This is a genomic window from Mycobacterium sp. IS-1556 (assembly GCF_001499985.1).
Lineage (GTDB): Bacteria > Actinomycetota > Actinomycetes > Mycobacteriales > Mycobacteriaceae > Mycobacterium.
Window position 1 is genome coordinate 36,330 of record NZ_LQIM01000001.1, and the last position, 22,247, is coordinate 58,576.

The following is a 22,247-nucleotide window of genomic DNA, read 5'->3' on the forward strand; positions in this document are numbered from 1 at the left end:
TCAGCGAAGCGCGAAAGCCTTGTCGTAGCAGGCGAATACAGCGTCTCGCGCATAGGTGGTTTCGAATTGTCCACGGGCACTGTCGGATATCTCGCGGTTACGTCCGGAATCGGTCAACTCGCACATGGCCTCGACGAACTGTGCGCCCTGGTCAGCAACCAGCACTCCATGGTCGTGTCCGGTGGCGAATCCGTCCGCACCTACGCTCGTCGATATCACTGGTAGCCCCCGCCCCAGTGCTTCGATCACTTTCAGCTTGATCCCCGAGCCGAATCGCAGGTGGTTGATCAGCCCGGCCGCCGAAGACAACACCTCGGTGAGATCGTCGACATAGCCCTCCTGCGTCACCGAACCGCCGAACCGCGCCGCCACCTCGGCCAGTTCCGGGCTGCAGCCCCGACCGATGATGCGCAACCGGGCCTTCGGCATCCGGGTCAGCACCGTCGGCCACACGTCAGCCAGGAACGACCGCACGCCATCTTCGTTGTGCGGCAACGACAACAGACCGAGAAAGACGAAGACGGGTGCTCCACCGTACTGGCGCCGGCGGTACTGCGGCGGCTTGACCAATGGCGGCACCGCAACCACGTCGGCCGAACCACGATCCGCGACCCGGGCCGCCAACCGGGCGGCCTCCCCGTTGTTCACCAACAGGTTTCGGCGGAACCGCAACGCCACGCGGTCTTCGCTGCGGCGGGCCAGGGTGGCCTCCATGCGTAGCAGCGCCCGTTGCGGAAGCTTGCTGTCGGCCAGTGGCCGCAGCCGGCGAGGCACATGTTCGGCGAAATTGCCCAGCGGCCGGATCGTCACGTCCGGATAGCGATCCGCCGCGTCGAGCATGGCCGTATACCGCTCGGAGAACAGGTCATCGAGATAACACAGCTGCCGGTCCGCACATCCCTCGTCGGCGTACTGCGCCATCCGGATGGTGTCGTAGATCTCCAGGTCCGGTCCGATCCGCTCCAGAAAACTCTGGAGCGCGCGGCCAACTTCCGGTGAGTACAACAAGGACTCCTGCAAGGTAGCCCGACCGGTCGGTACTCGACTGGCCACCGCTGCCAGCGCCGCTTTTCGGGTCGGTCGGGGCAGCGGGTGCAACCTGACGGGAAACTCCGGCTGGGCCCGGCCGCCGACGAGTAGGTAGTGGACGCTCTGGGGACCCAGCCGATCCCGGAAGTACTCGAGGAAACCCGCCAGCACCACCTTTTTTCCGGCATCGCTGGGATATGGATCGACCGCACTCATCAGTGTCACCGACACCGCACACCTGCCTCGATTGCTCTAGTCGCCCACTCGAATCAAGTTAACCGTTGCACCGAGCCGACGATCACCGATCGGCGACGTTGTTTCCAACTGAATCGAGCGTCCGCTGACATACACTGGTCCGGCGCTCAATAGCAGGCTGTCACCAACCGAGCTGTGCGCCAACGCAACCTCAGCGAAGTCGACGGGAGCGATTCGGTGGCGAGAGACGGTTCTTCACCGAACCGCAACGCCATGACGCCGACCAATCTCCCCGACCCACCGATCGACACGCCGGATCCGCCGCCGGCCAAGCGAGCCAACCTCGGTGCGCAGACGATCTGGAACTACACCGTCTTCGCTATCAGCAAGAGCTCCACGCTGCTGATGACGGTGGTGGTCGCGCGCCTGCTCACCCCGGCCGAATTCGGCGTCTTCGCCTTGGCTTTGCTGCTGGTCAACCTCTTCGATTACGTCAAGGATCTCGGCGTCGCAGAGGCGCTCATTCAAAGTCACCGGCCCTGGAACCGCATCGCCCCAACCGGATTGACGCTCTCCATCGGATTCGGGGTGATCGCCGGGGCGCTGCTCGCCTCGACCGCCGGCATCACGGCGCAGCTGCTACACCATCCCGACCTCGCGCCGCTGATCCGGGTCCTCGCGATCGCGTTGGTGATCTCGGCGGCCAGCGTCGTGCCGTTGTCCTGGTTGCGCCGCGACCTGAGCTTCCAGCGCCGACTGCTCCCAGAGTTCGCCGGCGCGGTGGTCAAGACGGTGCTCACCATCTGGCTCGCGGCCACCGGCCACGGGGTGTGGAGCCTCGTGTATGGCCAACTCGCGGGCGTGCTGGTCACCGCGGTCTTGTATTGGTGGGCCGCACCGACCTTCGTGTGGCCGCGGCTCCATCTGGATCAAGCCAAGGAGCTGCTTCGCTTCGGCATTCCCGTCACCGGCGTCACGCTGCTCGCCTACGCCATCTACAACGTCGACTACCTCGCCGTCGGAACCCGACTCGGCACCACCGAACTCGGCCTCTACACCCTGGCCTACCGGGTTCCTGAGCTCGTCGTGCTCAACCTGTGCGCCGTCATCAGCGACGTGTTGTTCAGTTCGATGTCGCGGCTGCAGCACGATCGCGACGCCATGTCGTCGCAGTACCAGAAGGCCTTGGGCATCGTCCTGGCGCTGACCTTGCCGGCCGGTGTCGGCTTGGCGGTGGTGGCCGACCCCCTGCTGCACACCTTGTACGGCTCGCAGTACGACGGCGCCAAGAACATTCTGGTCGTGCTGGCGTTGTATACCGCGATTTATTCGGCCTCGTACCACGCGGGCGACGTATTCAAAGCCGCGGGGCGCCCCGGCATGCTCACCGCGATCAACGCGGCCAAACTCGTCCTACTGGTCGGACCGATCTGGTGGGCGGCCGGCCACAGCGCCACGCTGGTGGCGGTCGCCCTTCTCAGTGTCGAATTGGTTCATTTCACGATCCGGATGACCGTTGTCCGCCGGGTCATCCCACTGGGGTGGAAGCAAATCTTTTCGGTCGTAGGGCGACCTGTGGTCGCCACAATCCCCATGGCCGCCATCCTGTTTGGCATCGGCCTTCTGGTTGTTCATTGGCCGGCACCGGTCCAACTTGTCCTCCTGGTGCCACTAGGCATCGTCATCTATGCAGCGGCGCTTGCCGTCGTTGCGCCGGAGCTGGCCCGGCCGGTCGTCAGCCGGTTGGCAGGATCATGGCGAAGAGGTCACGCCCATGGCGAAAAGGACTGTCCATGAGTCACCCACAGCGCGTCTGGCTGAACCCAATCGTCGCAATTTGCGCGGCTATTGGCCTCGTCATCGGTGGCATCGCCGGTCTGTTGATGCCCGTATCGACGACATATCGCGCGACCGCACAGGTGGCCTTGGTCCCTGGGCCCGACCTGACCACCGCCGATGCATCGGCCTACTGGGAGGTCCTCACCCAGGGGCAGGTTTCGCGCACCGCGGCGGCGGTCTACTCCGACCCGCGCTGGACGGCCAGCGCGGCGTCGGCCGCGGGGATCGAGGAATCGAGCCTTACGTTGACGGCCGGCGCGTTACCGGACACCACAATGGTGTCGATCACCGCCGATGCACCATCGGCTCAAGCCGCCCAAGCCGCGGCTTCTGATCTCCTCGCCAAGGCCACACCCGAAGTCACCGCGGTCTCGGCTCCGTTTCAGGTCCGGGTGGTTTCGCCGCCCAGTGATGCATCCGCGATGTCGACACCACGCAGCCAACTGGTTTTGGCCGGCGCGCTGGGCGGTCTGATGCTCGGCGCTGCCGCTGGAATCGGCGTGGCCTGGCTGCGCACACGCCGAAGCCGCACATAGCGGTGTCCGGCTCGAGCCCATGGATAGTCGGCGTCCTCGTCGGCATGGTGGTCGCGGAAGTGGCCAACCTGTCCGAGGTGGCCACTCAATACACCTCGGCTCCCGTCTTCAAAGGCAGTGTGGCGCTTGGTGTTCTCGCGCTGATCGTCGCGCTGCGGGACCCACAGGCCCGGGCTCGCCTCAATCGCTGGACGGTCATCGGCGTCGCCCTGATCGCGGTGTATGTCGCAGGCCAGGTGATCGCACTGGTCGGCAGCGTCGACACCGCCGCGTCAACCGCCGAGCTCTGGCGGACGGCGGTCGATCTCGCGTTCCTGCTCGTCATCCTGATGCTGACCCAGGTCACCGGGAAGCCCTGGGCGGTGGCGATGGCGGTGGCCGTGACGCTGGCGGTGCTGTCGCTGCTGTCGATCGCGAGTTATCTGACCGGTGGAGATGCGACGTTCGGCGGGTTGGCCCTGATCTCAGAAGCCCAGGGGGAGCTGATCACCACCCAGCGGTATGCCGGCCCGTATGGTGACTCGAACTTCTGGGGCCGCCAGCTGGTATTGGGTCTGCCCATGGGCTGGGCGCTGGCGCAGCGCAGTCGTCGCGCCGGCAGGCAGCCGCAGTCGGTGGCATGGCTGCTCTGCAGCATCCTCATGCTGATCGGCGTCTATCTCACCCAATCCCGTGGCACGCTGTTGACGGCAGGGGCAGCTGTCGCGCTGTGGTTCATCGCTTCCGGCAAGCCGAAGAAGCTGATCTGGATACCACCGGTCATGCTGTTGACGTTCGCGATCCCCGGCATCGGCGACCGAATGATCGCCCTGCTCAACGATGTGCTTGGTGGGTCCGGTGCTCAGCGGAGCTATGACATCGATCCCTCGGTCCTCGGCCGTGCGGCGTCTCAGGAGATGGCCTGGCGAATGTTCCAGGAACGGCCCGCCTTTGGATTCGGCCCGGGAGCCTTCGGCCATGAGGTGCCCTACTACACCGACCGGGTGAGGACGGCCGTCAACGAAGGGCTCGTCGCCCCGCACAACCTCTACGCCCAGTTCCTCGCCGAATCGGGGGTGACCGGGCTGTTCACCTGGCTGATCATGGTCGGCGGCATCTTCACAATCGTGGCGCTGCGAATCGCTGCGGACCCCGGATCGGTCGATCGGGCGCTGGCCGCGGCAACGCTCACCGGCATCGTCACCTGGTCGGTGGCAAGCATCTTCCTTCACCTGGCCTACTTCCGGTCATTCGCCATCGTGCTGGCACTGGCGTGCGCCCTCGGCCCTGCCGAAACCGTGCAACCGGCAGTCATCCGCAATATGCTCCGCACCGCCGCGCTGTGGGTGATGGCGGTCGTCGTCGGCGCCGCCGTAGCCGGCAGCAGCATGCTCATCGCGAGCACCCCGGCGGTCCGGGCCAGCCAGAAGGTCATCATGATGCCGGTCGGCCCGCTCGACGGCTGGGCCTCGTACGCGATGAATGTCCGAGCCCGCGAGGCATTCCTGCCTACCCTGATCGAAGTCATGTACAACAACGACGCCCCGGCGGAGATCCACTCCGACCCGATCCGCGGTATCGCTACGTTCTCAGTCACCGCGCAGGATGCCGACGGCGCCGAACGACGCCTGGCCGACGCGTTGGCCGTGGCACGCACGCGGATAAACGACCACATCGGCCCGATGCAATACACCGTCGAAACCATCACCGACGTGCACGTGGAACGCGTCTCCTTGCGGTCGAAGTCGGCGCTGGCCTATGCCGCGGGCTGGGGGCTGGCCGCGTTGGTGTTGGCGCGATTGCTGTTGGGCCGCTTGCTGAACCGACTCTGGCCACGCGCGACCGTGGTGCCACCTGAGCGCGTCGGGGTCGCGGCGTGACGGACAACCGCACGGTCCTCGTCGAGTTCTCGCCGTCAGGCGGGCTCTTCCAGTTCGCTGCCCAACTCGGCAACGCTATGGCTGACCACGGCGACGAAGTCGAGCTGTGGACTGGCCCCGATCCCGAAATCTCTTCCGCAGAAGCCGGATTCGAGATCCGCTCCGTGCTGCCGACCTGGCACCCCCACGCTACCGGTGACCACGGCTACCTGAGGTATCTGGTGCGCCGGGGCCGGCGGGCCGGCCAGCTGGTGCTCGCCTGGCTGGTGCTGGCCTATCAGCTGCGCCGTCGACCTCCGCGCGCGGTGCTGTTCTCGCAGTGGCGCTTCACCTTCGAGCCGTGGTTCGTGGTGATGATCTGCAAGTTGTTGCCGCGCACGGTGTTCGGCATCATCGCCCACGAGCCGCTTCCGCGATCCGACGCCAAGGACACCAGCACGCCGAAAGAGGGGCGGTTGCTGCAGGCCTCTTTCGCCGCAGCATGGCGCCAGATGGACGTCGCATTCGTATTGGGGCCGCGGACCCGGCAGATCGTCCTCGACCACTGGCAACCCAACGGCGAGGTCGTGGTCATTCCGCATGGCGACGCCGGTGCCGTGCAGCGCGGCCGTCCACCGGCGCCGGTGGCCCAGACCGAGCCGATCGCCCTGTTCTTCGGCACCTGGACCGCCTACAAGGGTATTGACGTCCTGATTGATGCGTTCGGGTTGGTCAGAGCCGAAATGCCGACCGCACGCCTGATCCTCGCGGGGGCGGTCAGTGCCGACGTGGACGCTCCGGAACTGCTGGCCCGGGCCGCGGCCAACGGCGTGGACGCGCGGCCGGGCTACTGCGCAATGGAGGAGGTATCCGAGCTCGTCGAATCCGCCCGGGTCGTCGTCACACCGTATATCCGGGCCAGCGCGAGCGGCGTGGCGCACCTGGCATACACGTTCGGCCGTCCGGTCATCGGCACCACCGTCGGCGACCTACCGGCCGCGATCGAGGACGGTGTCACCGGTCTGCTGGTCCCGCCGAACGACGCCGGGGCACTCGCCACCGCAATGCTTCAACTGTTGCGGGATCCGCAGTTGGCGGCGAAGCTCGGCGAGGCGGGGCAGGCTGCGGTACAGCGCTCCTGGTCCGTGGCCGCGGCCTCGATCAGCGATGCGGTGACGGCGGCCACCAAACATGTCAGTCCGGAGATGTGAGCCATGATGAGCAAGCAAACACGGTGGCAGGTCGCCATCGCTGCGCTCGTCGCTGCGGCCGTCGGCGCGCTCCTCATCATCGCGAGGCTTGTCGCAGATACCCCGGTGCGGGCCGACCAACCCCAACCGTTTGCCGAAGACAGCCCATTTCGCACACCGATCCCGGCGGACGCCGAGGTCGACCCGAACAGCGCGGCGATGATCCGGGCGGTGCACTGGGACAACAGCGCGTCCGCGGCGACTGTTGAATTCGGAATCCCGATCTACACCGCGAACGCGCACACCCCCCGCTATTCCGTCCCGTGCCTCATCACCGAATGGGGCCCCTGCCCGTTTGATGGCCTTCGAGTACCGATCCCTGACGATGCACGGCCACAGGACGGCTCCGACGGCGCGATGGTGGTGATCGACCCGGACAGCCGAACGATCTACGAGTTCTGGCGCGCCAAGAAGGCAAACGGTTCCTGGACAACCGAATTCGGCGCTGTGAACAGTCTCGACGGCTCGGGCTGGGGCGGTGCGAGCACAGGCTCGGGTGCATCCCGATTGGCCGGAGTGGTGCGGGTAGCCGAGATCGCCCAGGGTTCGATTCCGCATGCGCTCGCCATGCAAAGCTACAACGTGTGCGCCAAGGTGTTCCGGCCGCCGGCGCTCAAGACCGACGGCCAATCGACCAGCCCCGACTGCATTCCCGAAGGGGCGCGCATACAACTGGACCCCAGCGTGGACATCAACAGCCTGGGACTTTCCCCGGCGCAACACACAGTGGCCGAGGCTCTCCAGAAGTACGGCGCCTACATCGTCGATGTCAGCGGATCACCACTGAGCATCAGCTTCGAACGGGACAACACAGCCGCCCCCGGAACCGTCGGGCGAACCTACAGTGCGGCCGGTATTCAATGGGACTATGACGGGATGACGAAGATCCCGTGGAACAAGCTGCGGGTTCTCAAATGACGCCGATTCGGGTGATGACCCTCATCGACGGGTTCCGTATGGGCGGTGCCGAAACCCTGCTGGCACCGATGGCCCTCGCAATGCGCAACACCGATGTCCAGATGGACTTCGTCGGCCTGGACGACGCATCGGTCAATTCCGAGAAGACCATGAAGATACTGTCTGAAGCCGGTGTGCATCCCCGCTCACTCGGAATCCGCCGACTTCTCGACGTCACCGGCGTTTTCCGATTGGCCCGCGAGATTCGCAGTGGTGGTTACGATCTGGTGCACACTCACTTGGAGATGTCGGCAACGTTCGCGGTACCGGCGGCGAAGCTGACCGGGCGCCCGGTGGTCTGCACGTTCCACCATGTGACGGAGCGTTGGCCGGGGCGCGAGCATTGGCGCGAGCAGATCGCGACCGAAGCGGCGACCCGGGGTGATCGGGTGCTGTTCGTCTCTGAGGCGAGCCGGGTGTCGTGGGCCCAGGTGCATCGCCGAGGCCGGATCCCGGCCAACTGGGATGTGCTGCACAACGGAATCGACGTCGGCAATTTCCACCCCGGCGTACCGGATCCGACGGTCCGCCGCGAACTCGGCGGTGGCCCTGGACCTTTGGTCGTGCTACCGGCCGCCTTCCGCGATTTCAAGGGCATCCCGGTGGCGATCGCGGCATGGCCGCAGATATTGCAGACGCATCCGGACGCCATCCTGTCTCTGGTCGGTGGCGGCCCAGACGAGGCCGAACTCCGGAGGCTGGTCGGCGAAGTAGGCGTTACCGACTCTGTGATCTTCGCCGGCGTTCGCTCGGACATGCCGCAGGTCTACCGGGCTGCCGACGTCGTACTGCTGCCGTCGACCTACGGTGAGAATCTGCCCACGGTGCTGATCGAGGCGTCGGCATCGGGCAAGGCCATCGCTGCATCGCGGATCGGCGGCATTCCGGACATCATCGTCGACGGCTCCACGGGGCTGCTTTTCGAACCCGACTATCCGGCCGCACTGGCCGCCACCGTGACGCGGTTGCTGGACGACCCAGGGCTGCGAAAGTCGCTGGGACAGCTGGCCATTGAGCGCGCCCGCGCCGAGTTCTCGGCCACCTCGTGGGCCCACCGGCTGCAGGACCTCTACCGAGAACTGATCGAGCGTGGACGTTGAGCGGCAAACAGATCGACTATCTGGTATCCCGGTTCCCGGTTATCTCGGAGACCTTCATCGTCCGGGAACTCGATGCGCTGTCTACCACCGACGGACGTGAAATTGGACTGCGGTCGCTGTTTCCATCGCCGGACGCACAGGTCCACGACATCGCCAGGCGGTGGATGGACAAGTTGGTACGGCCCGGTGTCGGTGCCTGTGTGGCCGGATTGGGGTGGGCGCTGCTGCGGCATCCGCTGGCCACGCTGTCGATTCTGGCCGCGGTGGTGCGCGGTTACGCGGCGCGGCCAGGGTTGCTGATCCGTGCCCTGATCACGGTGCCGATCGCCACCGCGCACGCCCGCGATCTGCACTCCTCGAGTCCCACCCGGCACATCCACGCCCACTACGCCACATATCCCGCCCTCGCCGCATGGATCTGCGCGCGGTTGGCCGGTGTCACCTATAGCGTCACCGTGCATGCGCACGACCTCTACGTCGATCAGTCGATGCTGGGTCGCAAACTCGATGGTGCCGATTTCATCGTCACGGTGTCGGAGTACAACCGTCGACTGCTGGAGCGCTATACCTCGACACCGGTGCACGTCATCCACTGTGGAATCGATTCGGCGGCATATCCGTTCCGTCCCAGGAGAATCCCGGACAGCGGTCCGATCCGGGCGCTATGTGTGGCCTCGCTGCAGGAGTACAAAGGACACGAAGTGCTGCTGCGGGCGTTGTCGCTGGGCGGGCCCGGCCTGGACCGGACCGAACTGGACCTCATCGGCAACGGACCGCTGAACGACGAATTGCACAAGCTGGCAACCGAACTCGGACTCGGATCACGGGTCAGATTCCATGGCGGGCAGTCCGAGACAACGGTCAAGCAGGCATTGGCCGAGGCCGATCTGTTCGTACTGCCGAGCATCCTGGCCGCCGACGGCCAGATGGAAGGTCTGCCGGTCGCCCTCATGGAGGCGCTGGCGAGCGGAATACCGACCGTGTCAACAAGTCTCTCGGGCATCCCGGAATTGGTCATACCCGAGAAGACCGGCCTCCTGGCCATCCCGGCCGACGTGCAGAGCCTGCGCGACACGCTGGAACAATTGATATCGTCGGGCCCCGCACTCGACGACTACGCCCGCACGGGGCGCGACCTGGTCGAGCAGGAATTCGACATCACCGCAACCACTGCCGCGCTGCGTTCTCTGTTCGCAACGGTCTGATATCGGCTCCCGCGCTTCAGAGCTGGTCGGCGAATTCGCGGCGCGCCGCGGCGAGCAGATACTCACGCATGAAGTTCTGCAAACCGCGGTGTAGCACCGCATGATCACCGGCGGGCGGCAAAGTCAGCTTCGGCGCCCAACCACGACGTGCCAGCCGCTTGGCCCCGATCAGGCCGCGATGCTCTACGTACCACTCGAAATCCGATGGTGACAAAACCAACTCAGTCGGCACTCCGCTCTTGCCGAGCGCCTTGAGCAGCACCTCCGGAGCCTGGGTGTAACCAAGGCGACCGAGGAACAACCAACCCTGATATGGCAGCCAATTTCGCAGTCCCTGCTTGACCATTCCCCATAGCCGCCGCTCCTGGGGGTCGTGATCGCCGACAACAGCGTCAGTCACCTGCGCGATCCGCTCCGATCCGCCGTCGGCGCGCCGCAACGAATACAGCAGAATGTTCAGCAGAACCACCAGTTTGGCGCCGCTCTGCAACGCCCCATACGCGCAATTCCAAGCACCCGAACAGATTCCGGCCATCACCAGACGGTCTTCCGGCACTGCCAGGGCCGCAATCGCATCGGTCACATCAGCCTGGGCATCTGGTGAATGCATCCATGGGAACTCGCCGGTTGCGACACCGGTGTCGCCTACCCCCCGACGGTCGTAGCGGACCACGCTCACGCCCAGCGCAGCCAGTTCCCGGGCCGTGTCCGGCCAGATTCGCCCCGAGCCGACCCGATGTTCACACGCGGTGTTGTGACATAACACCGTCGGCCCACCCTCGGTAACGTCACTGATCGCGGTCCGGATGGCGAACAGCCGGTTAGGGCCGAGTTCGGTGATCGACTCGATGATCTTGCGGCCGTCGGGCAACTCGTCCGCGACGGCAATACCGGCGAACTCCGGCTCGAATGCGAACGTCTCCGATGTCAGCGTCGCGTCGAGCCATTTCTCGATCATCGCCAGGGTTTCCATCGGGATCCTGACCACAATGCTGGGTGGTTCCACGAACTCGGGTTGCCCGGCAATTTGCTGGACCATGCAGTCGCCCGATGCGGGCAGGTCGGCGAGCAAGCGGTCACCAGTGTGTTCCGGCCGGCTCAACACAAGCACCGAAGTCGATCCGACATCCGCCGGCATCTTCAGCCCGCCAAGGGCGGCGGCAGCTGTGGACGAGAGGGTGATACCGAGAAGCGGGACCGCGCCCGGCTCGGGTGGTAATTCGGAACCCTCCTCGCCGCCGACGGTCACCCGATAGAGCGCCTGTTGTTCGCGCAGGTATCGGCGACCATTGGTGACGGGGTCCCACATGACCAGGCCGCCGAGACCTGTTATCGAGGGCGCCGCTGTCGCGGCGAGCAACGCACCGACCCGCAGGCCGACCAGCGACACACTCTGCGCGCCGCAAGCCTGCAGATACCGCACTGCCGTCCGAATGCCCTCCACGTAGTCATCCACGGCACTGTCCCGACATTGGTCGCCCATCGAGTCCCCGGTGCCCGGGTAATCGAAGCGCAACACTGCAAATCCCGTTGCGCACAATCGTTGCGCCAGCAGCTTCAGTCCGGTGTAGGTATCCAGGTGCTGACGGCCGAGCGGTGGACAGATGACCACGCCCGCCCGCGCAACCCCGCCGCCCGGGACGTGTAGAACGCCGAAAAGCCGCGATTCCTCGGGTCCGAACCACGTCGGCACACCGGATAACCCCGTCATGCCCGCGTTCATCCGGTCATCCCCCGAAGAGACCCCGGATTGGTCCAAACTTTGCATCTTGGCGCACATCTATCAGACGTCGGCATTTGCGAGTCGCTCTCGATACACGGTACGACCATTCCCCCGGGCACCGCTGCTACTCGGCGCAGACCGCTACCACCACGGCTGCCGCGTGACAGTCTGCATGGGTGATCGACATCGAGACCTGTAGCCACCGCTGCGTCACGGCCAGCTGGGCGGCCGAACCGCTGAGCCGCAACGTCGGCAGATCGCCCGAAAGGACGACCTCCATTTCGAGCGGCGAAAGCGCGGCGTCCGGCCGTGCGAACGCCTTCATGGCGGCCTCCTTGGCGGCGAACCGGGCGGCAAGACGGGCCAGCCGGTTCGAACCGGCACAGGTGGCGACCTCGGCAGCGGTGTAGATCTTGGCCAGAAACCGGTCTCCGAACGAGGACAACGAATTCTCGATCTCTTCGAGGGCCACCACATCGCACCCCACGCGGATCAGGTGACCCGGTAGCTGCACCTCCGGCGGGTTCATGGGTCTTCCTGTTCGAAGTAGCGCGGCGCGCCCTGGTGGGTGCTACTTGATGAGACTCGTGACGGCGGCTTCGATGTTGTTGATCGAAGCAAAAGTGGACTTCTTCATCGCCTCGTCGGGGAACTCGATGTCGAAATCGTCCTCGAGGGCAAGCATGACGTTGACCGAGGCATGCGAGGTGAGCCCGAGCTCATAGAGGTCGGCGTCGGCGTCGACGCCGTTCGGGTCGACCGACATTCTTCCGTGGTCGGCCAATGCCTTCTGAATTCTTTCCCGCATGCTGATCAGCATAATTCGCGAGCGGAACACGACCGAGGTCTGCTGCTGTGCGTCGTCACCCAGTTCCGTGCCGGCCCCGAACAGCGGTGCGGGGCGAGCCAAGGAACCACGATTCGGTGGGCCGCGGATCACGTCCGGCCTCCACTGGCCGGCGATAGGATTTGGCAGATGACCGAAGCTCGTGACCTTGATGCGCAACTCGAGTCGGCCCGCCACCAGTTCCGCGATGAACTGATTGCGGCGGGCTTGTTGGTGCCGATGGGTATCGACGGACTGTACGGCCGTGGAGCGGTTTTCGAGAGCATCGTCGATGGTGTCGACCACGTGGTGGAACGCAAGGGCGCCGAGGTACATGGGGATCGGGCGAAGGTGCTGCGGTTTCCACCGGTATTCCCGCGCGAGCAATTCGAGAAGACCGACTACATCGCGTCTTTCCCGGATCTGACCGGTGCGATCTCGACATTCACCGGCGGAAACGCCGAGCACCGCGCGCTGTTGGCTGATCGCGATGCCGGCCTGCCGTGGGACGGGCATCTGAGTTCCGCTGGGACCATGCTGGTTTCGGCGGCCTGCCATCCAAGCTATGCCACGCTGCCGTCGAGCCTGCCCGACGGCGGTGTGCTGATGAACATCTATGGGTACTGCTTCCGGCACGAGCCGGCCATTGACCCGGCGCGCATGCAGGCGTTCCGGATGCACGAGTACGTGTTGGTCGGAACACCCGATCAGGCGCAGGAACACCGTGACAGCTGGGTGGACCACGGCATGGCGGTACTGACCGAACTCGGCCTGGACGCCCGCCCCGTAGCGGCCAACGACCCGTTCTTCGGCCGGGTCGGCAAGTTGTTGGCCGCCAACCAGCGTGACGAGAATCTGAAGACTGAACTAGTGGTGCGGCTCTACGGCGACCTGCACGAGGGCACCGCCGTGGTGTCGGCCAATTGCCACCGAGACCACTTCGGTGAAACGTTCGCCCTGCGCACCGCCGATGGTGGCGTTGCACACAGCGCCTGCGTAGGTTTCGGCATGGAGCGAATTGCCTTGGGAATGCTGCGAACTCACGGTCTTGATCCGGCTTCCTGGCCGGAAGAAGTGCGCAGCGCGATGGGCTGGTAGCCCGTGTACTTCAGTATGCGCCCTTGCGTTTGAGAACGGCGCCCACCGTGCGCCAGATGATCAACAGGTCCCCGACAACCGACCAGTTGCCCGCATACGACTCGTCGAGTCGTATGCGGTCTTTGTCTTCCAGATCGGACCGCCCGGACACCTGCCACAAACCGGTCATTCCCGGCTTGACGTGTGACCGGTGTTCGATGAAGTGCTCACGGGCCTCTGCTTCTCCCACAGCCAGCGGTCGCGGCCCGACTATGCTCATCGAGCCTTCGAGCACATTGAACAACTGCGGCAACTCGTCGACGCTGCTGGCACGGAGGAATTTTCCGACGCGGGTCACGCAGGAATCGGACGTGCGTTTGTGAAAAATGCTGCCGTGACGGTGACTCTCTGGTTGCGCCGTCTTATCGGTATCCACATACATACTGCGCAACTTGATGATCTTGAATGGCTTGCCGTCCATGCCGACCCGTTGCTGCCGGTAGAAGACCGGTCCCCGGTCGTCGAGCTTGATGGCCAACCCCGCTAGTGCGATGACCGGAAGCGCCACCACCAGTCCAACGGTGGCCAGCACGAGATCGAGGATGCGTTTTGTGATCATCGACGGCGCATCGTGTGTCGGCGCGTCGATGACGAACAGCGGCAGATTCTCGAGCGGTCGCAATTGGAGTCGGTGCGCGGCCACCTCCGTCAATGCCGGGACGACGATCAGTTCGGTGTTGATCGCCTGCATACGCCAAGCCAGATACTCGACCGTCTCAGGCCCCAGCTGCTCGGAATAGACGGCCGCGAGGGTGTCTGCTCCGGCGGCCTGCACGGCCGACTCGATGAGGCTGTCGTCGTCGTAACCGAGGATGGGGACAGTGCCGGTGGGCAGGCTCACGTTCTGCCCGATCTGGTCTCCGGCGTCGGGAATGCAGAGCCCCACGACCCGATAGCCGGCCGTCGGCGAGCGCGCAAAGTACTCACACAATGTCCGCGCCGAATCCAGATCGCCAAGCGCGACGACACGCGAGATGTAGGTGCCTTTCTTCCTGCGTCGGCGTACATCCGCCCGAAGTAGGTAGCGGGTGAGGAAAAGGCCGACCAAGCCGAGTCCGAAAGTCACGCCGAACTGGATGCGCGAGATCGGCATGTCGAGAAAGATTTCGAACGCTGCGGCGAGCGCAAATGTCCACCCGGTCGCTGCAGCAACGCGCCGGTACTCCTCGGCCTGCTGGCCGACCAGCGAAATATCCCGTGAGCGGGCGTAACCGAGGGCTATCAGCCATCCGATGTAGATGCCCACCGAGAAAGCCGTTGCCGTGGTGAAATCGGCGAAATGGCGGTGCGCCAGCCGCGTTCCGATCCATTCGGCGAATATGACGACCGCGGCGAGGGTCAACGCATCGACGGCAAGAACCCGCCGGTGATAGGCCGATCTCCACCGGCGCGCCTGGGCCCGCGCCTCATCGGGCGCAAATTGAGGGCTTGCAAGAGAGTCAGGCTTCACGTCGTCAGACGATTTTCCATCGGCGCTCCACCAGACATTGGTCGGACGAAAACCCGCGTGCGCGAGGTGGTCATCGTCCTCATCCGCCACATCAATGTCCCGTGATTATGGCGCGCAGACGTTGCCGCGACAACGATTTCTGTTGTCCAACATGCTGCCGAACTGGCCGCCACAGTTGTCCGCGGTCATCATGATGCGGCGCGAGTTCAACCGCCGGCAAACTCGACAACGACCAAAGGCGTGGTGCTGTAGCTGATCTCACGCTTGGAGTCGATGCTCGAAAAGCACAGTGGCTACAACACCGTCAGGGCACTCCGAGAAACGGGAACGGATCGGCCTGCTCGAACTCGGAGCTGGCGTCGCCGGCGTAGATCGTGCGCTCCCCCTCGCCCAGGTTGAGCCGCAGAGTCGGGGCGCCAGGCGAGAAGTCGATGTTGCGCAGCTCCACCCAGAAGGTGTTGGGCGAGAGCGCCGACTCGAAGAAGTAGCGCAGCGCCTTGTGATCGACGACGGTGCGCCAGCGGGTGGTCGAGATGTTGGGTTCGTCCGATGTCGAGATGCCGTACGGGGTGGACGCGTTGCGCACCACGCTGAGGACCGCGGCGGCCGCCAGCAGCGGGTCGTCGGTCTTGGGGACCGCGTCGATGTAGAACGACGCCCGCACGAACCGGTCGGCGGCGCGGTTGGTGCCCGGCAGCATCACCGTGCCGCCGATCTCCTTCCAGTACTCGTTGATCGCGAGCTGCTTGTCGAAGGTCGGCGAGTTGGTCATCACCCGGTACTGCCTGCCGTGGTGGATCACCTGCTGACCGTCGATGTACTCGACGATCGCGCTGTCCCCGCCGGCGTCGGACATCGCCAGGTGCAGCGTCGCCATCCGCTCCTCGCCCGGCACCTCCGCGGTGGCGACCCGCAGCGGGGTTGCGCTCAGCGCCTGCACCGCCTCGGAAACCGTCGCGAAGTTGTCGAGCACGTACTGGCCCCACAGCGCGAGCGAGACCGCGGGGCCGCCGGCCGTCGCCGCCGGATACTGCGATTCGGCCAGCCACAACAGGTTCACAGCGAGGCCGGCCTCGTTCACCCCGTCGGTGGTGCTGATGTCGTAGCCGCTGGCGACAACGCTGCCGTACTTCGAAGTCCACTCGGCGGAGTTCGCGCCGCCCTGGCCGGTCCGGTGGACACCGCGCGGCAGCGCCCACAGATTCGTGCCGATCTCCGATTTCCAGTCCATCGAGCGACCCGTGACGTTGCGGTCGTTCGTTCCGAGGTAAACCACGCGTGTGCACATGATCAGTGAGCTTATGTGGGCTCAGCTCGAGCACGCCTCGGTGAGCTCCGCGAGCTTGCGCTGGATCTGGACGTCGAGGGCCGACATCTCGTAGTAGACCTGTGGGGCCGGTGCGCCCGGCGCCTGGGCCTCCACCGCGGCGCGTGCTCGCGGCATCTTCGCGACGAACGCCGTGGCGAGGTCGGCGACTTCCACGGCGGTGAACCGCAGCTCGGGCGCGTCGATCTTCCGCGCGCGTTCAGCCAACCCGTCGGCCCACTGCTGATACGCCAGCTCCTCGGCCGCGGTCGGCGGACCCTGCGCGCCCTCGCTCTTCGAGCTGATCAAGTCGTTCTGGGACTTGTTGAACTCGAGCAGATCGAGCACCGGGCGGCACTCCTGCGGCGGTTGTTGCAGCTGGGAGTAGACCAGCGCCACAATCGCGACCACGACGACGCCGATCGCCAGCCACCATCGCCGGTCAAGCCTTATCACCGCTTGCACTCTAGCCAGCGCCGCGGCGGCGAGCGCTCACCCCACGTACACGTTGAGGCTCGGAACCGTACCTAGCTGCGCGGTCGCGGCCTGCAGGAGTCCATTTTGTGGCGCGTCGGGGCCCGGAGTACAGTGGCCCCCGTGCAGCGGGTGCTCCTTCTCGGCAGCCGCGACGGGGTCTGATCCAGACCGGCTTCCCGTCGCGGGTGTTCGCGATGCGCCGGTCGAGTCCCCTTTGAAACTCCCGGAGCGACCACCGTGACCACATTCTCGAAACCATCACCCGATTCACCCGACGCGTTTTCGTCGGTACGCCAGATCACCAAGCCGTCCGGTCCGCCTCACCCCGGCCAGCCGGCGTACAACACCCAACGCGGGTCGGCGATGCCGGTCAGCCGCTACCGCAGCTTCGCCGAGGAGGTGCCCGGCGGCAGCCCGGCATCGGGCCCGGTTCCGTTTCCTTTTGACCGCACCTGGCCGGACAAGGTGATCGAGACCGCGCCGATGTGGTGTGCGGTCGACCTGCGGGACGGCAATCAGGCGTTGATCGACCCGATGAGCCCGGCCCGCAAGCGCCGCATGTTCGACCTGCTGGTGCGCATGGGCTACAAGGAGATCGAGGTCGGCTTCCCGTCGGCAAGCCAGACCGACTTCGACTTCGTCCGCGAGATCATCTCCGAGGGCATGATCCCCGACGACGTCACGATCCAGGTGCTGACGCAGTGCCGGCCGGAACTGATCGAGCGGACGTTCGAGGCGTGCCAGGGCGCGCCCCGCGTGATCGTGCACTTCTACAACTCGACGTCGATCCTGCAGCGCCGCGTGGTCTTTCGCGCCGACCGCGAGGCCGTCAAGAAGATCGCCACCGACGGCGCTCGGCTGTGCGTCGAACAGGCCGAGAAATACCCGGACACCAAGTGGCGCTTCGAATACTCCCCCGAGTCCTACACCGGCACCGAGTTGGAGTACGCAGTCGACGTCTGCAACGCCGTCGCCGAAATCGTCGGGCCCACACCCGATGTGCCGCTGATCGTCAACCTGCCGGCCACCGTCGAGATGGCGACGCCCAACGTCTACGCCGACTCGATCGAGTGGATGCACCGGCATCTGACCCCGCGGGACAGCATCATCTTGAGCCTGCACCCGCACAACGACCGCGGAACCGCCGTCGCCGCAGCCGAATTGGGCTACCAAGCAGGTGCCGACCGGATCGAGGGCTGCCTGTTCGGCAACGGTGAGCGCACCGGCAACGTCTGCCTGGTGACGCTGGGCTTGAACCTGTTCAGCCGTGGCGTCGACCCGCAGATCGACTTCTCCAACATCGACGAGATCCGCCGCACCGTCGAGTACTGCAACCAGTTGCCGGTGCACGAACGCCACCCGTACGGCGGCGATCTGGTCTACACCGCGTTCTCCGGCAGCCACCAGGATGCGATCAACAAAGGTCTGGACGCGATGAAGGTCGCCGCCGACGAGCAGGACGCCGACGTCGATGACATCCTCTGGCAGGTCCCCTATCTGCCGATCGACCCGCGCGACGTCGGCCGCACCTACGAGGCGGTGATCCGGGTCAACTCGCAGTCCGGCAAGGGCGGTGTCGCCTACATCATGAAGGCCGACCACGGCCTGGCGCTGCCGCGGCGGCTGCAGATCGAGTTCAGCCAGGCGATCCAGCAGATCACCGACGGTGAGGGCGGTGAAGTCTCGCCGAAGGAGATGTGGGACGTCTTCGCCGAGGAGTACCTGGCCCCGGTCCGCCCGCTCGAACGGATCCGCCAGAAGGTGACGGCGTCCGAGGTCGACGGCGGCACGGACACCATCGATGCGGTGGTGAAGGTCGACGGGGTCGAGCGCGAGATCGTCGGCGCGGGCAACGGTCCGCTGGCGGCGTTCTGCGATGCATTAGGCGCGTTGGGCTACCAGATCTCCGTGCTGGACTACTCCGAGCATGCGCTGTCGGCCGGCGAGGAGGCCCAGGCCGCGGCGTACGTCGAGGCGTCGATCGACGGGAAGACTGTGTGGGGCGTCGGTATCGCACCGTCGATCACCACCGCATCGCTGCGCGCGGTGGTGTCGGCGGTCAACCGCGCCGCCCGCTGAAAGGCTGTCTCTGAGGCGATCAGAACACTGCCGCCGAAGGCGGCGATCAGAAGAGTGCGAACTGGTCGCCGGCCAGCGTGGTGTCGGTGAACTCCTCGATGCCGGTGCCGCCGACGACGCCGTCGAGACAGCGCATGAAGTCGGCGTCGGTGACCAGCGGAACACCCGACTCGTTGGCCTGGTAGCCCTTGCCCTGCGCCGGGCAGGCGTCGTTGCAGACCACCAGCGAGGTTTCGGGGTCCACGGCGTCGGTGTAGGCGAGTCCGGCATGCAGGATCCGCTCGATGAGCTCCTCGTGCGTGTGCTTCACCTCCGCCGACAACGCGACGCGCATGCCCTGCACGAGCGGCCGCCCCGCGACGAAGCGGCCCGGATTCAGATACGGGCACGGTAGCCGCGCCGCCACCGACTTGAGCGGGCGCAGCTCGTCGTGCGTGACGAAGCCGTTCGGCCAGCGTCGCCGCGTGACCGGATGCACCGGCAGCCACACCTTGCGTTCGCGGGCCCGCACCAGCGCCGGTTTGAGGATCTGCGCGAGCACCAGCGCGTCGTCGAGCGCGTCGTGCGGCCGCATCTGGCTGATGCCCCAGTGCGCGGCCAGTGTCTCGAGCCGCAGGTTCTCGACATCGAGGTCGAGGCGGCGGGCCAGTTCGACCGTGCACATCACGGTATCGGTGGGCAGTTCGCGGTCGACCAGCTCGGCCTCGGCGGCCAGGAACGAGTAGTCGAAACCGACGTTGTGTGCGACGAGGGTGCGCCCGGCGAGCAGCTCGACGAGGTGGTCGACGACGTCGGCGAATGTCGGCTGGCCCTCCAGCATCGCGGCCGTCAGCCCGTGCACATGGGTGGGCCCGGGGTCGACGCCCGGGTTGAGCAGGCTGTAGAGGCTGTGTTCGACGTTGCCGTCGTCGCCGAGTGCGAGCGCGGCGACGCTGACGATGCGTGCCTGTCCCGGCCGGAAGCCCGACGTCTCCACGTCGACGACCGCCCAGCCGGCACCGTCCTCGCTCGCCGGCCGGCCCCAGGAGCCGCCCGGCCGGCGACATCCGGCGCCAGTTCGGGTCACTTCGTCAGGATGGCACGCAGCAGTGACAAAGCCGGGACCTCGCCGAATCGCTCGCCAGCGTGTCGGCTCCTTAGAATCCCGGGGATGGTCACCACTCGGGGACGGGCAGCACTCGCGGCGGGCGCAGCCGCACGCTGGGCGTCGCGGGTCACCGGTCGAGGTGCGGGCGCGATGATCGGTGGGCTGGTCGCGTTGGCCCTCGACAAGTCGTTGCTGCGCCAGTTGGGCCGGGACCGCCGCACTGTGGTGGTGACCGGAACCAACGGCAAGTCGACGACCACCCGGATGGTCGCCGCGGCGCTGCGCACGATCGGCGCAGTGGCCACCAACGACACGGGCGCCAACATGGACGCCGGTCTGGTCGCGGCCCTCGCAGGTGCGCGTGACGCCGGGTTGGCCGCGCTCGAGGTCGACGAGATGCACGTGCCCCACGTATTGGACGCGGTTGAAGCCACCGTCGTCGTGCTGCTGAACCTGTCGCGGGACCAACTGGACCGCGTCGGCGAGATCAACCACATCGAGCGCACGCTGCGCGGCGGGCTGGCCCGTCATCCCTCGGCGGTGGTCGTCGCCAACTGTGACGACGTGCTGATGACGTCGGCCGCCTACGACAGCCCGAACGTCGTATGGGTGGCCGCGGGTGGCAGCTGGGCGAACGACTCGGTGAGCTGTCCGCGATCGGGTGAGATCATCGTGCGCGACGGTTCGCATTGGTATTCCACCGGAACGGATTTCAAGCGTCCGAGCCCGCAATGGTGGTTCGACGAGTCGAATATTCATGGACCGGAGGGGTTTTCGTTACCGATGACGCTGGCGTTGCCCGGCGCGGTCAACCGTGGCAACGCCACCCAGGCGGTGGCCGCCGCGGTCGCGATGGGCGCCGACGCCGCCGCAGCTGTTGCGGCGGTGTCCGCCGTCGACGAAGTCGCGGGCCGGTACCGCACTGTTCGACTCGGCGAGCACACCGTGCGCGTGCTGCTGGCGAAGAACCCGGCGGGTTGGCAGGAGGCGCTGTCGATGGTCGACAAACACGGTGCGGGCGTGGTGATCTCGGTCAACGGCCAGGTGCCCGACGGGGAGGATCTGTCGTGGCTGTGGGATGTGCGGTTCGAGCATTTCGGCGACACGCAAGTCGTGGCCGCCGGTGAACGCGGCACCGACCTCGCGGTGCGCCTCGGCTACGCCGGCGTCGAGCACACGCTGGTGCACGACACGCTCAACGCGATCGAGTCTTGCCCGCCGGGGCACGTCGAGGTGATCGCGAACTACACGGCATTTCTGCAACTGAACAGGCGGCTGCCCGGTGGCTGAGTCGACGGTGCGCATCGGGCTGGTGCTGCCCGACGTGATGGGCACCTACGGTGATGGCGGCAACGCCGTCGTACTGCGAGAACGCCTGCGGCTGCGCGGAATCGACGCCGAGGTCGTGGAGATCACGCTGACCGACCCGGTGCCCGCCGAACTGGACCTGTACACGCTCGGCGGCGCCGAGGACTACGCGCAACGGCTGGCCACCAGGCACCTACTGCGGTATCCGGGTCTGCAGCAGGCCGCCGGACGCGGTGCGCCGGTGCTGGCGATCTGCGCGGCCATCCAGGTGCTCGGGCACTGGTATGAGACGTCGTCGGGTGAACGTGTCGACGGCGTCGGCCTGCTCGACGTCACCACCTCGCCGCAGGACCAGCGCACGATCGGCGAGGTCGTGTCGGAGCCGTTGTTGGCCGGCTTGTCGCAGCGGCTCACCGGTTTCGAGAACCACCGCGGCGGAACGGTTCTCGGTGGTGATGCGCAGCCGTTGGCCCGCGTCGAGAAGGGTGCGGGCAACCGGGCCGGCGACGGCTACGACGGCGCGGTGCAGGGCAGCGTCGTCGCCACCTATCTGCACGGCCCGTGTCTGGCCCGCAATCCGGAGCTGGCCGACCATCTGCTGAGCCAGGTGGTGGGCGAGCTGGCGCCGATCGAGCTGCCCGAGGTCGACCGGCTCCGCCGTGAACGCCTGGCCGCACCGCGGCGGGCGTCTTAGTTGTTGCATCTTTGAATTGTGTTGCGCGCTCTGTGTAGCGCGGCCGAGCTGTCAATTGTGCAACTTGCCCTCCGCGAGTCACAACTATCGACGTTTTGCCGACGCGTTCTCGCACTTTGCCCGCAGAAAGTTGATCAGTGTGACTGCGTTCCAGCTAGAAAGCCAGGCTGCGGACAGATTCATCACCGAAGCTGGGCGAAACCGTCCGTGA

19 protein-coding genes are annotated in these 22,247 nt (G+C 65.9%); 11 read left to right on the top strand and 8 right to left on the bottom strand.

Annotated elements, in window-relative coordinates; genetic code table 11:
- Positions 1-1,245, bottom strand: coding sequence for a glycosyltransferase family 4 protein (locus AU187_RS00180; protein WP_286131830.1), 1,245 nt, complete (start codon positions 1,243-1,245; stop codon positions 1-3).
- A 252-nt stretch (positions 1,246-1,497) separates the two neighbouring features.
- On the opposite strand from AU187_RS00180, the gene AU187_RS00185 reads away from it, so the two are divergent.
- Genes AU187_RS00185 through AU187_RS00215 form a run of 7 tightly spaced genes read left to right on the top strand, consistent with a single transcriptional unit; the run spans position 1,498 to position 9,949 of the window.
- Positions 1,498-3,021, top strand: coding sequence for a lipopolysaccharide biosynthesis protein (locus AU187_RS00185; RefSeq protein WP_059166217.1), 1,524 nt, complete (start codon positions 1,498-1,500; stop codon positions 3,019-3,021).
- Positions 3,018-3,599, top strand: a complete 582-nt coding sequence (locus tag AU187_RS00190; protein ID WP_059101772.1) for a YveK family protein — start codon at positions 3,018-3,020, stop codon at positions 3,597-3,599. Before AU187_RS00185 ends, AU187_RS00190 begins: the two co-directional genes overlap by 4 nt.
- 44 nt (positions 3,600-3,643) lie before the next feature.
- Positions 3,644-5,458 carry an O-antigen ligase family protein gene (locus AU187_RS00195; protein ID WP_059166147.1) on the top strand — a complete coding sequence of 605 codons (1,815 nt, stop codon included), beginning with the start codon at positions 3,644-3,646 and terminating at the stop codon, positions 5,456-5,458.
- On the top strand, positions 5,455-6,648 hold the full coding sequence (locus AU187_RS00200) for a glycosyltransferase family 4 protein (RefSeq protein WP_059101774.1): 1,194 nt from the start codon (positions 5,455-5,457) through the stop codon (positions 6,646-6,648). The genes AU187_RS00195 and AU187_RS00200 overlap by 4 nt, the downstream gene beginning before the upstream one ends.
- A gap of 6 nt (positions 6,649-6,654) precedes the next feature.
- The gene (locus AU187_RS00205; RefSeq protein ID WP_286131831.1) at positions 6,655-7,605 is read left to right on the top strand and encodes a hypothetical protein; all 951 of its coding nucleotides are present in this window, start codon (positions 6,655-6,657) and stop codon (positions 7,603-7,605) included.
- Positions 7,602-8,744 carry a glycosyltransferase family 4 protein gene (locus tag AU187_RS00210; RefSeq protein WP_059166149.1) on the top strand — a complete coding sequence of 381 codons (1,143 nt, stop codon included), beginning with the start codon at positions 7,602-7,604 and terminating at the stop codon, positions 8,742-8,744. The genes AU187_RS00205 and AU187_RS00210 overlap by 4 nt, the downstream gene beginning before the upstream one ends.
- A complete protein-coding gene (locus AU187_RS00215; protein ID WP_059166150.1) occupies positions 8,741-9,949 on the top strand; it encodes a glycosyltransferase family 4 protein in 1,209 nt (402 codons plus the stop codon). Before AU187_RS00210 ends, AU187_RS00215 begins: the two co-directional genes overlap by 4 nt.
- Before the next feature lie 16 nt (positions 9,950-9,965).
- Here the strand turns inward: AU187_RS00215 and AU187_RS00220 are convergent, their stop codons facing one another.
- From AU187_RS00220 to AU187_RS00230, 3 genes are all read right to left on the bottom strand, one after another.
- Positions 9,966-11,717, bottom strand: a complete 1,752-nt coding sequence (locus tag AU187_RS00220; protein ID WP_286131832.1) for a serine aminopeptidase domain-containing protein — start codon at positions 11,715-11,717, stop codon at positions 9,966-9,968.
- Between the two features lie 79 nt (positions 11,718-11,796).
- The gene (locus tag AU187_RS00225) at positions 11,797-12,201 is read right to left on the bottom strand and encodes a 4'-phosphopantetheinyl transferase superfamily protein (RefSeq protein WP_059166151.1); all 405 of its coding nucleotides are present in this window, start codon (positions 12,199-12,201) and stop codon (positions 11,797-11,799) included.
- 42 nt (positions 12,202-12,243) lie between these two features.
- Positions 12,244-12,480 carry an acyl carrier protein gene (locus AU187_RS00230; RefSeq protein ID WP_059166219.1) on the bottom strand — a complete coding sequence of 79 codons (237 nt, stop codon included), beginning with the start codon at positions 12,478-12,480 and terminating at the stop codon, positions 12,244-12,246.
- Positions 12,481-12,648: 168 nt separating this feature from the next.
- Here AU187_RS00230 and AU187_RS00235 point away from each other — a divergent pair, with 168 nt between their 5' ends.
- On the top strand, positions 12,649-13,596 hold the full coding sequence (locus tag AU187_RS00235; protein ID WP_059166152.1) for an amino acid--[acyl-carrier-protein] ligase: 948 nt from the start codon (positions 12,649-12,651) through the stop codon (positions 13,594-13,596).
- 10 nt (positions 13,597-13,606) lie between these two features.
- On the opposite strand, the gene AU187_RS00240 is transcribed toward AU187_RS00235, so the two are convergent.
- The 3 genes from AU187_RS00240 to AU187_RS00250 all read right to left on the bottom strand — a co-directional run bounded on the left by AU187_RS00240 (position 13,607) and on the right by AU187_RS00250 (position 16,847).
- Positions 13,607-15,175, bottom strand: coding sequence for a sugar transferase (locus AU187_RS00240; protein WP_172800118.1), 1,569 nt, complete (start codon positions 15,173-15,175; stop codon positions 13,607-13,609).
- A 214-nt stretch (positions 15,176-15,389) separates the two neighbouring features.
- Positions 15,390-16,373 carry a linear amide C-N hydrolase gene (locus tag AU187_RS00245; RefSeq protein ID WP_059166154.1) on the bottom strand — a complete coding sequence of 328 codons (984 nt, stop codon included), beginning with the start codon at positions 16,371-16,373 and terminating at the stop codon, positions 15,390-15,392.
- A 21-nt stretch (positions 16,374-16,394) separates the two neighbouring features.
- Positions 16,395-16,847: a hypothetical protein gene (locus AU187_RS00250; protein WP_353612184.1), complete on the bottom strand. Its 453-nt coding sequence runs from the start codon at positions 16,845-16,847 to the stop codon at positions 16,395-16,397.
- A 258-nt stretch (positions 16,848-17,105) separates the two neighbouring features.
- On the opposite strand from AU187_RS00250, the gene leuA reads away from it, so the two are divergent.
- Complete coding sequence (leuA, locus tag AU187_RS00255; RefSeq protein ID WP_059101782.1) at positions 17,106-18,947, top strand: 2-isopropylmalate synthase; 1,842 nt, start codon at positions 17,106-17,108, stop codon at positions 18,945-18,947.
- A 46-nt stretch (positions 18,948-18,993) separates the two neighbouring features.
- On the opposite strand, the gene AU187_RS00260 is transcribed toward leuA, so the two are convergent.
- Positions 18,994-20,013 (bottom strand): DEDDh family exonuclease, encoded by a 1,020-nt coding sequence (locus tag AU187_RS00260; RefSeq protein ID WP_059101783.1) that lies wholly within the window; start codon positions 20,011-20,013, stop codon positions 18,994-18,996.
- A gap of 84 nt (positions 20,014-20,097) precedes the next feature.
- Here AU187_RS00260 and AU187_RS00265 point away from each other — a divergent pair, with 84 nt between their 5' ends.
- On the top strand, positions 20,098-21,324 hold the full coding sequence (locus AU187_RS00265; RefSeq protein ID WP_059101784.1) for a Mur ligase family protein: 1,227 nt from the start codon (positions 20,098-20,100) through the stop codon (positions 21,322-21,324).
- Positions 21,317-22,036 carry a type 1 glutamine amidotransferase gene (locus AU187_RS00270; RefSeq protein ID WP_059101785.1) on the top strand — a complete coding sequence of 240 codons (720 nt, stop codon included), beginning with the start codon at positions 21,317-21,319 and terminating at the stop codon, positions 22,034-22,036. The genes AU187_RS00265 and AU187_RS00270 overlap by 8 nt, the downstream gene beginning before the upstream one ends.
- Positions 22,037-22,247 lie beyond the last annotated feature (211 nt).

What these genes read in the sequence shown, in the direction of transcription:
- AU187_RS00180 (WP_286131830.1), bottom strand. Translation starts at nt 1,245, where the DNA reads ATGAGTGCGGTCGATCCATATCCCAGCGATGCCGGAAAAAAGGTGGTG.
- AU187_RS00185 (WP_059166217.1), top strand. Translation starts at nt 1,498, where the DNA reads ATGACGCCGACCAATCTCCCCGACCCACCGATCGACACGCCGGATCCG.
- AU187_RS00190 (WP_059101772.1), top strand. Translation starts at nt 3,018, where the DNA reads ATGAGTCACCCACAGCGCGTCTGGCTGAACCCAATCGTCGCAATTTGC.
- AU187_RS00195 (WP_059166147.1), top strand. Translation starts at nt 3,644, where the DNA reads ATGGTGGTCGCGGAAGTGGCCAACCTGTCCGAGGTGGCCACTCAATAC.
- AU187_RS00205 (WP_286131831.1), top strand. Translation starts at nt 6,655, where the DNA reads ATGAGCAAGCAAACACGGTGGCAGGTCGCCATCGCTGCGCTCGTCGCT.
- AU187_RS00210 (WP_059166149.1), top strand. Translation starts at nt 7,602, where the DNA reads ATGACGCCGATTCGGGTGATGACCCTCATCGACGGGTTCCGTATGGGC.
- AU187_RS00220 (WP_286131832.1), bottom strand. Translation starts at nt 11,717, where the DNA reads ATGCAAAGTTTGGACCAATCCGGGGTCTCTTCGGGGGATGACCGGATG.
- AU187_RS00225 (WP_059166151.1), bottom strand. Translation starts at nt 12,201, where the DNA reads ATGAACCCGCCGGAGGTGCAGCTACCGGGTCACCTGATCCGCGTGGGG.
- AU187_RS00230 (WP_059166219.1), bottom strand. Translation starts at nt 12,480, where the DNA reads ATGCGGGAAAGAATTCAGAAGGCATTGGCCGACCACGGAAGAATGTCG.
- AU187_RS00235 (WP_059166152.1), top strand. Translation starts at nt 12,649, where the DNA reads ATGACCGAAGCTCGTGACCTTGATGCGCAACTCGAGTCGGCCCGCCAC.
- AU187_RS00245 (WP_059166154.1), bottom strand. Translation starts at nt 16,373, where the DNA reads ATGTGCACACGCGTGGTTTACCTCGGAACGAACGACCGCAACGTCACG.
- AU187_RS00265 (WP_059101784.1), top strand. Translation starts at nt 20,098, where the DNA reads ATGGTCACCACTCGGGGACGGGCAGCACTCGCGGCGGGCGCAGCCGCA.